This is a genomic window from Deinococcus pimensis DSM 21231 (assembly GCF_000519345.1).
Classification (GTDB): Bacteria; Deinococcota; Deinococci; order Deinococcales; family Deinococcaceae; genus Deinococcus_A; species Deinococcus_A pimensis.
On record NZ_KI912633.1, the window covers coordinates 358,001 to 367,169 of the forward strand.

At 72.2% G+C, this 9,169-nt stretch carries 8 protein-coding genes; 5 read left to right on the plus strand and 3 right to left on the minus strand.

Features of this window, described 5'->3' with window-relative positions:
* Positions 1-211: 211 nt before the first annotated feature.
* Positions 212-1,255 carry an LLM class flavin-dependent oxidoreductase gene (locus DEIPI_RS0106560; protein ID WP_027481258.1) on the plus strand — a complete coding sequence of 348 codons (1,044 nt, stop codon included), beginning with the start codon at positions 212-214 and terminating at the stop codon, positions 1,253-1,255.
* Positions 1,256-1,259: 4 nt separating this feature from the next.
* Here DEIPI_RS0106560 and DEIPI_RS0106565 read toward each other — a convergent pair whose 3' ends face one another.
* The 3 genes from DEIPI_RS0106565 to DEIPI_RS35385 are packed head-to-tail and all read right to left on the minus strand — an operon-like array spanning position 1,260 to position 4,785.
* Positions 1,260-2,099, minus strand: a complete 840-nt coding sequence (locus DEIPI_RS0106565; RefSeq protein WP_027481259.1) for an amidohydrolase family protein — start codon at positions 2,097-2,099, stop codon at positions 1,260-1,262.
* A 2-nt stretch (positions 2,100-2,101) separates the two neighbouring features.
* Positions 2,102-3,943 carry a S9 family peptidase gene (locus DEIPI_RS0106570; RefSeq protein ID WP_045233804.1) on the minus strand — a complete coding sequence of 614 codons (1,842 nt, stop codon included), beginning with the start codon at positions 3,941-3,943 and terminating at the stop codon, positions 2,102-2,104.
* 38 nt (positions 3,944-3,981) lie between these two features.
* Complete coding sequence (locus DEIPI_RS35385; RefSeq protein WP_052351638.1) at positions 3,982-4,785, minus strand: hypothetical protein; 804 nt, start codon at positions 4,783-4,785, stop codon at positions 3,982-3,984.
* A 125-nt stretch (positions 4,786-4,910) separates the two neighbouring features.
* Here DEIPI_RS35385 and DEIPI_RS0106580 point away from each other — a divergent pair, with 125 nt between their 5' ends.
* The 4 genes from DEIPI_RS0106580 to DEIPI_RS29090 all read left to right on the plus strand — a co-directional run.
* Complete coding sequence (locus DEIPI_RS0106580) at positions 4,911-6,494, plus strand: ABC transporter substrate-binding protein (protein ID WP_027481261.1); 1,584 nt, start codon at positions 4,911-4,913, stop codon at positions 6,492-6,494.
* 113 nt (positions 6,495-6,607) lie between these two features.
* Positions 6,608-7,495, plus strand: a complete 888-nt coding sequence (locus DEIPI_RS0106585) for a hypothetical protein (RefSeq protein ID WP_027481262.1) — start codon at positions 6,608-6,610, stop codon at positions 7,493-7,495.
* Between the two features lie 36 nt (positions 7,496-7,531).
* Positions 7,532-8,428 (plus strand): alpha/beta fold hydrolase, encoded by an 897-nt coding sequence (locus DEIPI_RS29085; RefSeq protein WP_045233737.1) that lies wholly within the window; start codon positions 7,532-7,534, stop codon positions 8,426-8,428.
* Between the two features lie 158 nt (positions 8,429-8,586).
* A partial coding sequence (locus tag DEIPI_RS29090) for an MFS transporter (RefSeq protein ID WP_157463515.1) occupies positions 8,587-9,169 on the plus strand: 583 nt, incomplete at its 3' end.

The following is a 9,169-nucleotide window of genomic DNA, read 5'->3' on the forward strand; positions in this document are numbered from 1 at the left end:
CTCGGCCTGAGCGCCGACGACGCGGTCCGCGTGACCCGCGCCGCCCGGCGGGGCGCCATCCAGACCCCCGAGCAGGAACACGAGGTGCGGCGCCACGCCGCTCGCCTCGCGGGCTGAACGGCAGGCCGGGGAAGGCGACCCCGACCAGGGTCGCCTTCTCCCTTGTGACGCATGACCTGTCGGCGTCGCCGCGCAGGCGTATCACCGGCACATGCCCCTGCCGCTCTCCGTCCTCGATCTCGCGCCCGTCAGTTCCGGCGATCAGCCCGGTCAGGCCCTGCGCCGCACGCTCGACCTCGCCCGCGCCGCCGACCGGCTCGGCTACACCCGCTACTGGCTCGCGGAGCACCACAACACCGGCACGTTCGCCAGCACCGCCACCGAACTCCTCATCGCCCTCGTCGCGCGGGAGACCACGCGCATCCGCGTCGGCTCCGGCGGCATCATGCTGCCCAACCACGCGCCCCTGCGCGTCGCGGAGAACTTCAAGACGCTGGAGGCGTTCTATCCGGGCCGCATCGACCTCGCGCTCGGACGGGCGCCCGGCACCGACGGGGTGACGGCCCTCGCCCTCAGACGCTCCGCGCAGGCGCTCCGCGCCGACGACTTCCCCGAGCAGATCCACGAGCTGCGCGCCTTCGCGGGCGAGGCGCGCTTCCCGGACGGTCACCCCTTCGCCCGGGTGCGCGCCACCCCGGACGGCGTGCCCCTCCCGCCACTCTGGCTGCTCGGGTCGAGCACCTACGGCGCGGCGCTCGCCGCGCGGCTCGGGCTGGGCTTCGCCTTCGCGTACCACTTCAGCCCCGACGCCGCCGGCATGGCGATGCGGTCGTACCGCGAGCAGTTCGTGCCCTCGGAACACCTTGCGCGTCCCCACGCGATCCTCGCGGTGTCCGTCATGGTCGCCGAGACGCGGGAACGCGCCGAGGCGCTCGCGCGGACGCAGGAACACCTCACGCTCGGCATCCGCGGCGGACGCGACCTTCCGCTCGTCAGTCCGGAGGAGGCGCTCACGCGGCCCCTGACGCCGCAGGAACAGGAGGTCGCGCGGTATGGCCGCGCCCTGCTCGTGCACGGCACGCCCGACGAGGTCCGTGTCCGGCTGGAGGACCTCGCCGGACGGTACGGCGCCGACGAGCTGATGATCACGTCGAACATCCACGACCACGAGGAGCGCGTCCGGTCCTACGAGCTGCTCGCCGGGGCCTTCGGGCTTCCCGCCCGTACCGAGGGACGCGTCTCAGCGCCCGCCTGAGCGCTCAGGCGGGCGCGGGCCAGCGCAGCACCTCGCGCAGGCTGCGCCCCAGGACCCACGCCTTGTCGTCCTCGGAGAGTTCGCGCGCGTCGCGGATGTAGTACAGCGACTCCGCCCACGAGTGGTGATCACGGCTCTCGGAGTGATCGCTGCCCCACATGACGCGGCGCGGTCCAAACGTGTCCACGGCCCGCAGCAGCGCCTCCAGCACGTCCGGGTAGGGGTATGGTCCCGCCGAGAGGCGCGGCGCGTGCGTCCACTTCAGGGACACGTTCTCGAACTCCGCGAGGGCCAGCACCTCGCCCAGCCCGGACAGGCGGTCGTCGTGCAGCCGCCCCGGGCGAAGCTCCACGCCGCAGTGATCCACGATCACGGGCACGTCCGGGAAGGTCCGCAGGTAGCGGCGCAGCAGCTCCGTACGGCCCGGCAGCAGCACGAACACCGGCACGCCGTGCCGCCGGGCCGCCGCGAACACCGGCTCCTCAGCGCCCTCGGCGAAGGCCTCGAAGCCCTCGGGCGTCCAAGGCACCACCCGCAGGGCCCGGCGTCCCGGCATCCGCCCCACCGTCGAGACGAGCGCGTCGAGGTCCGGGTCGTTCCGGTCGAAGCGCACGAGGTACGAGAAGCGCTCCGGGAAGCGCATCGCGGCCTCCTCCGCGAGCGGGAAGACGTGCCGGAAGGCCCCGCCGGGAAGCTCGTAGCCCGGCAGGATCCGCGACCGCGCGTCGAAGCCCCAGTACTCGTCGTACAGCAGGGCGCTCACGCCGACCGCGTCCATCAGGGCGATCCCGGCCTCCGGCGAGCCGAGCAGGTTGAAGTGCACCTGCGCGTCGACGACGTCCATGCCTAGAGGCGCCGCGCGAGGAAGTCCGCGAGCAGACGGTAGTTGCGGATCTTGCCCTGGATGTCCCCGCCGGGACCGTGCCCCTCGTCCTCGAACTCGTGGTACTCGAAGTCCTCCCCCTCGCGCCGCCCGAGCTCCAGCAGCCGGTCGCGGAACACCCGCGCCTGACTCACCGGGCAGCGCGGGTCGTTCGTGCCGTGCAGCATCAGCATCGGCGCGCGCAGGTTCGCGGCGTGCGTGACGGCGCTGCGGTCGCGCCACAGGTCCGCGTCCTCCACGGGATCGCCCATCAGGCCGCGGAAGTAGTACCCGAGCTGCGGCATCACGCGGCTGTTGTCCTCGTAGAGCATGTGCAGGTCCGTGATGCCCACGATCGGCACGGACACGCGGAACACGTCCGGCGCCTTCACCGCCGCCATGTAGCTCATGTACCCCCCGAAGCTCCCGCCGAACACGCCGACGCGCTCCGGATCCACCTCCGGCAGGGACTTCAGGTACGCCGCGCCCGCCACGACGTCCCCGAGGTCCCCGCCGCCCCAGTCCTTCAGGTTCGCGTCCCGCCACGCCACGCCGTAGCCCGTGCTGCCCCGGACGTTCGGGCACAGCACCACGTACCCGCGGTCCGCGAGGAACTGCGCGTACAGGTCGAACCCACGGAAGAACTGCGCGGTCGGTCCGCCGTGCACGTGCACCAGCGCCGGGAGCCGCGCGCCGGGACGCGCGCCGCGCGGACGGTACAGGATCGCGGGCACCTGCTGCCCGTCGAAGCTGGGGTAGCGGACGTACTCGTCGGGCACGAACGCCTCCGGGTCGAGCGTCCCGTACTCGGCGGGAAGCAGCACGCGCGTTCCGCCCGTGGAGAGGTCGTACAGCAGCAGTTCCGGACGGCGCGTCGCGGAGGCGTGCTGCACGAGGACACAGGTGTCGTCCAGCACGAAGCGCGCCGTCTGCGTCACGCCCGGCGGGAGCCGCAGCTCGCGCGCCCCGCCGCTCTCCACGTCGTACACGACCGGCACGAGGGTCGACTCCCGGTTGCGGATCGCCAGCAGGAAACGGCCGTCCCGCGAGAAGCGGCCCGCGGACTCCTCCACGGCCCCGCCCGCGGGGGTGAGCCAGCGCGTCTCGCCCGAGTCGACGTCCAGCACGCCGACGCGCTGGCCGCCGTCCGCGTCGCTCGTCACGGTCACGCGCCGACCGTCCGGATGCCACGCGCCGACCACGTCCTCCGAGCCGACGCCGAGGGAGAACACCCGGCGCGCGCCCGTCCCGTCGGCGTTCGCGACGTACCCGTCGCGGTTCTTGAAGTCGTCCGTCTCGTTCGTGTTGAACGCGAACCGCGAGCCGTCCGGACTCCAGCCCGTCGCCGTGGCGGGCGCCCCGTACGCCGTGAGGGCCGTCCAGACCGCGTCGTCCCCTCGCGTGAGGTCGTGCGCGAACACGTTCATCTGCCCCGCGCGGGTGCTGTTCACGAGGACCCGCGCGCCGTCCGGCTGGACGTCCACGGCGTAGTCCATGCTGCCCGGCGCGTGGTCGAGCGTCCGCACCGATCCCGACGCGAGGTCGAGGTGATGCAGCGCCTGACGCTCGTCGCCGTCGTTGTCCCGGCTGAACACCACGGCGTCCCCGGCGCGCGTCCACACGAAGCCCGCCATGAGGTGCCGGGGCGCCTCCCCGTGCGTCACCTGCCGCACCTCGCCCGAACGCAGGTCCAGCACGTACAGCTCGAACCGCCCCGTGCGGTCCCAGTAGAACGCGGCGCGCTCCCCGTCGGGCGAGACGGTCACGGCGGCGACGGTCGGCAGGCTGGCCAGTTCCTCCAGCGGAAGACGCTCGGTGATGGTCATGGGTGCCCCGAGCATACTTCGCCGGGGCGTCCCGCACCTCAGTTCGCGAGCTTCAGGTTGAAGTCGAGCAGCTGCCCGTAGCTCACGCTCTGCTCGAAGGTGAGGGTGGCGCTCGTCCCGTACGCGTCGGTGTTCGGCGGCGCGACCAGCATGGCGCGCGGCGCCTCCCCGTCTGGCAGGTACCGCGCCGACACCCGGTACTGCCCGATCGGCACGTCCCGCACGACGCTGCCGTCCAGTCCCGTCGTGATGACCTTGCCGGCGCTGCCGTCGAGAAGGGGCCCCTCGGGCGTGAGCGTCAGCTCGACGTGATCCAGGTCGAAGCTGCCCGCGCCGTACGAGCCGTACGCGTAGACCGTCCCACCCCAGAAGCCGCCTCCCGTGCGCTCGCCCGAGATGCGCAGGGTGAGGTCGCGCACCGCGCCCGTGTCCGCGCTGAACGCGGCCGGATTGTCCACGTCGAGCGAGAGGTCGTACCACTGCCCCGCGTACTTCTTCTGGAAGCGCCCGCCCGCCCGCCACGTGCCGAGGGCGTCCCTCGGCAGCGCGATGGAGTAGCGCCCCTGTGCGTCGGTCGTGCCGAGCGCGTTCATGTTGTAGTACAGCGTGTTGTCCGCCCAGACCTCCACGCCGGGCAGGGGCTGCCCGGCCGCGTTGCGGACCGTGCCCGTCATGGTGTAGGCCGCGCCCGTCACGGGGCCGCCCGCGCCCCCGCCGACGTTGGAGGAGGGAGAGCCCGTGCCCACGCCCGAAGCGGCGTCACCGCACGCGGCGAGCGTGACACCCAGCAGAAGGATCGCGATGGACCGGGTCAGCGTCGTCTTCGTCTTGGTCTTGGTCATGACCGCACGGTAGGCGCGGGGTCATGGCAGGCGGATGGCACCCGGCGCCGGACATGACGAAGCCCTTCAGGTCAATCGGGACGACGTTCACGACTGCCCGGAGGAAGGCGCAGTAGAGTCCGCGCATGCGCACGAGATCCCTCGTCCTCACTGCCCTGCTGCTCGGCGCGTCCGCCCTCGCGAGCGGCACCCTCGTCTTCGGCGCGCCCGGCGAGCCCGTCACGCTCGACGCGGGAAACGCCTCCGACAATCCCAGCCTGCAGGTCCAGACGCAGATCTACGACCGTCTCGTCACCTTCAAGCCCGGCACCACCACCCCGCAGCCCGGCCTCGCGCTCGGCTGGACCAGCAACGCCGACGCGACCGTCTGGACGTTCCGCCTGCGCAGGGGCGTGAAGTTCCACGACGGCACGCCCTTCGACGCGGACGCCGTCATCTTCAACGTGAACCGCTGGTGGGACCCGAAGTTCCAGTACGGGGGCCGCGACCAGGGCCGCACCTTCGAGATCTGGGCGGACCTCCTCGGCGGCTACCGCGGCGACGCGGACAGCGTCCTCAGGAGCGTCACGAAGGTGAACGACTCCACCGTCCGCTTCACCCTCGCGCGCGGCTTCACCGCCTTCCCGGACGTCCTCGGCACGGACTACTTCGGCATCGCGAGCCCGAAGGCGATCCGCGAGCAGGGCGCGAAGTACGGCACGCCCGCCGGGACCGCCGTCGGCACCGGCCCCTTCCAGTTCGTGAGCTGGCGCGCCGGGGACCGCATCAACCTCAAGCCGAACGCCGCCTACTGGGGCACGAGGAGCACCCTCGACGCGTTCGTGCTGCGCTTCATCAAGGACCCCAGCGCCCGCCTCAACGAGCTCAGGGCGGGCGGCATCGACTTCACCAGCAACCTCAACCCCGACGACGCCCGCGCGATCCGCGCGGACAGGAACCTGCGGCTCGTGCTGCCGCCCGCCTTCAACGTCGGACTTCTCAACCTCAACACCAGAAACCAGTACCTCAAGAACGAGAAGGTGCGGCAGGCCATCAGCCTCGCGGTGAACAAGAAGGAGATCGTGCAGGCCTTCTGGGGCGACCTCGGCGCGTCCAACGCGTCCCTGCTGCCGCAGGCCCTCGCGTGGGCGAACAGCAGGGACGTGCCCGCCGACTACAGGTACGACCCGCAGGCCGCGAAGAAGCTCCTCACCGAGGCCGGTTTCCCGAACGGCTTCACGCTCGACCTGTGGTACATGCCGATCTCGCGCAGCTACTACCCCACCCCGAAGCCCGTCGCGGAGGCCATCGCCGCCGACCTCGCCGGGATCGGCATCAAGGTGAACCTGCGCACCGAGGACTGGGCGGCGTACCTCAAGGACCGCAACCTCGGGAAGTTCGACATGTTCCTCTACGGCTGGTCCGGCGACTACGGCGACCCCGACAACTTCTACAGCGCCTTCTACGGCTCGGGCGGCAGCAGCGACACCGGCTACGACCCCGCCGAGATCGACACGCTCGTCCGTCAGGGCCGCGCCGCGAAGACCCGCGAGGCGAAGGCGAAGGTCTACGCGCGCCTGCACGAGCTCACGTACGCCGCGAACGTCCGCATTCCCGTCGTGCACGGCGTCGCGCCCGCCGCCGCGCGCCCCTGGGTGCAGCGCTGGGTGACCGGACCGCTCGGCGTGCTGGAGAACGTGAACCTCATCCGCCTCGGGCCGAAGAAGTAGGGCCCCACCCGGAGCGCCGCCCCCACGGGGGCGGCGCTCCGTTCACGCCATCCCCCCGTCACCGGGCGTCCCGTACGGTGCGGTCACGCCCACGGGCGACGGAGGAGAACACCATGCGCACCCCGAACACGGCCCTCGCCACCCTGCTCGCCCTCTCGCTCGGCGCCGCCTGCGCCGCCACCATCCCCGCGAACCTCGTCGGGGAGTGGCATTCCGGTGACGCGTCCACGAGCGGCTACGTCAACCTCACCACCGGACAGTGGCGCAGCGCGCGCGGCAGCAGTTTCACCCTGCGGCTCGCGGCGGACGGCACCTATGAGTACGTCGGCCTGATGGTCATCCAGACCGCCGGATGTGAGAGCCGCGTCTTCAGCGCGGAACGCGGAAAGGCCACCATCAGCGGCAGCAAGCTGAGCCTGCGCCCCACGAGCGGCGACTCCGAGGCCTACGTCTGCGACCCGAAGAACACCAAGAAGGGCAGCGTGAAGCCGTCCGACTGGTCGTGGAAGCTCGGGCAGGACGTCAGCGGCAAGGAGGCGCTCTTCCTCGGCGACGTGAAGGGCGAGGGCAGACCGTCCGCGTTCACCCGCACCACCAAAGCCGTGCCCACGCAGACCACTCCCACGAAGAACGCCCCTGCCACGAGCGCGCCCGCGAAGCCCGCCGCCCCCGCCGTGAAGGCCAGCACGATCAGCGGCACCGTCACCGCCACGGGCGGGCACTCCCTGAAGAACACCGTCGTGATCGCCTGCCCGAACGGCGACTGCGAGTCCGACGGCGTGCGCGGCGCCGTGATCTCCACGACGGGATCCACCGCGACGTTCGTGCTGGGCGATCTCGGCGCGGGCCCCTACGCCGTGTACGCCCTGCAGGACAACGACGCCAACGAGGACGTGAACGCGGGCGACTGGGTCAACCGCGAGTACCTCGCCGATCAGGACGCCGTCCTCGTGAAGGTCGGCACGACCGACTACCGCATCGAGCTCGTCCCCGTGAAGTGAACGGCCGCTCGCCGTAGGCTGGGACCAGGAGGCACCATGAACACCGCCGAACCCCACGTGGAATCCCCGGGAATCCCGTACCGTCACAGCCTCGTGCCCACGAACGGCGTCACGCTGCACGTCGTGGAGGCGGGCCCCGTGGACGGACCGCCCGTGGTGCTGCTGCACGGCTTCCCGGAGTTCTGGTACGGCTGGCGTCACCAGATCGACGAGCTCGCGCGGGCCGGCTACCGGGTGCTCGCGCCCGACCAGCGCGGCTACGGACTCAGCGGCAAGCCGCCGGGCGTGCACGCGTACGCCGTGCGTGAGCTCGTGCGCGACGTCGTCGGCCTGCTCGACTGGCGCGGCATCCCCCAGGCCTTCGTGGTGGGCCACGACTGGGGCGCGGCGGTCGCTTGGGCGCTCGCGATCACGCACCCCGAACGCGTGCGTCGTCTCGCGATCCTCAACGTGCCGCACCCCGCCGTGTTCGCGCGAACGCTGCGGGAAAGCGCGGACCAGCGCCGCCGCAGCTGGTACATGTTCCTCTTCCAGCTGCCCGCGCTGCCCGAGGCGCTGCTGCGCGCCGGGAACTTCCGCCTCGCGGCGGCCAGTCTCCAGGCCACGTCCCGTCCGGGCACCTTCACCGAGGAGGATCTCGCGCGCTACCGCGAGGCGTGGGGCGGGCCGGGCGCCCTGACGGGCATGCTGAACTGGTACCGCGCGGCCTTCCGGGTGCCCCGCGTGGACGGGGGCGGCGACCTGAGGGTCCGCGTGCCCACCCTCATCGTGTGGGGCGCCGAGGACCGTTTCCTGAAGCGCGAGATGGCCGAGGAGAGCGCCGCGCAGGTCGAGGGCGGCGCCCGGCTGCGTGTCCTGGAGGGCGTCAGTCACTGGGTCCAGCACGAGGCGGCGGCGGAGGTGAACGCGGAACTCCTCGACTTCCTTCGCTGACGGGGCAACGTCGCCACGTCCCCCAGGCGCGCCCCGTAGGCTGAGATGACCCCTCTCGGGGCACGGCGTCACTCCACCCGCTTTCCCTCCCCGGAAGGCCGGTCCGTTCATGTCCACCGCACCGTCCGCCCTGCGCACGGAACCCCGGGGAGCGCGCCATGCGTGAGCCCGCACTCGTCACCGACGGCGCGGCGCCGCGTCCGGCGACCTCGGTTCTGCCCGCCCTCGCGGGCGTCGCGGCGCTCTTCCTGACGAACGGCGTCCTGATGGGCACCTGGGTCACGCGGATCCCGCTCGTCAAGGACGCGCTGGGCCTCTCGGACGTGCTGCTCGGGCTCTCGCTGCTCGGCGTGACGCTCGGCAGCGTGCTCGTCCTGCCCTTCGCGCGCGGCGTCCTCGCCCGGCACGGCCCACGCGGGGTGGCCGTCACGGCGCTCGTCACGGCGGGCGCGGCGCTGCTGCTCGCCACGCAGGCGACGGGCCTGCCCGCGCTGCTCGTCACGCTCGCCCTGTTCGGGGCGGGGTTCGGCGCGGCGGACGTCGCGCTCAACGTCGTCGCGGTGACGCTGGAGCACGCCACGCGCCGCTCCCTCATGTCGAGGCTGCACGGCACGTACAGTCTCGGCGCGCTCCTCGGGGCGCTCCTGGGCGGCTGGATGGTGTCGCTCGGCGCGTCCGTCCTCGCGCACGTCGGGACGGTGCTGGTCGTCCTCGCGGCCGTCCTGCTCTCGGCCGGGCGGG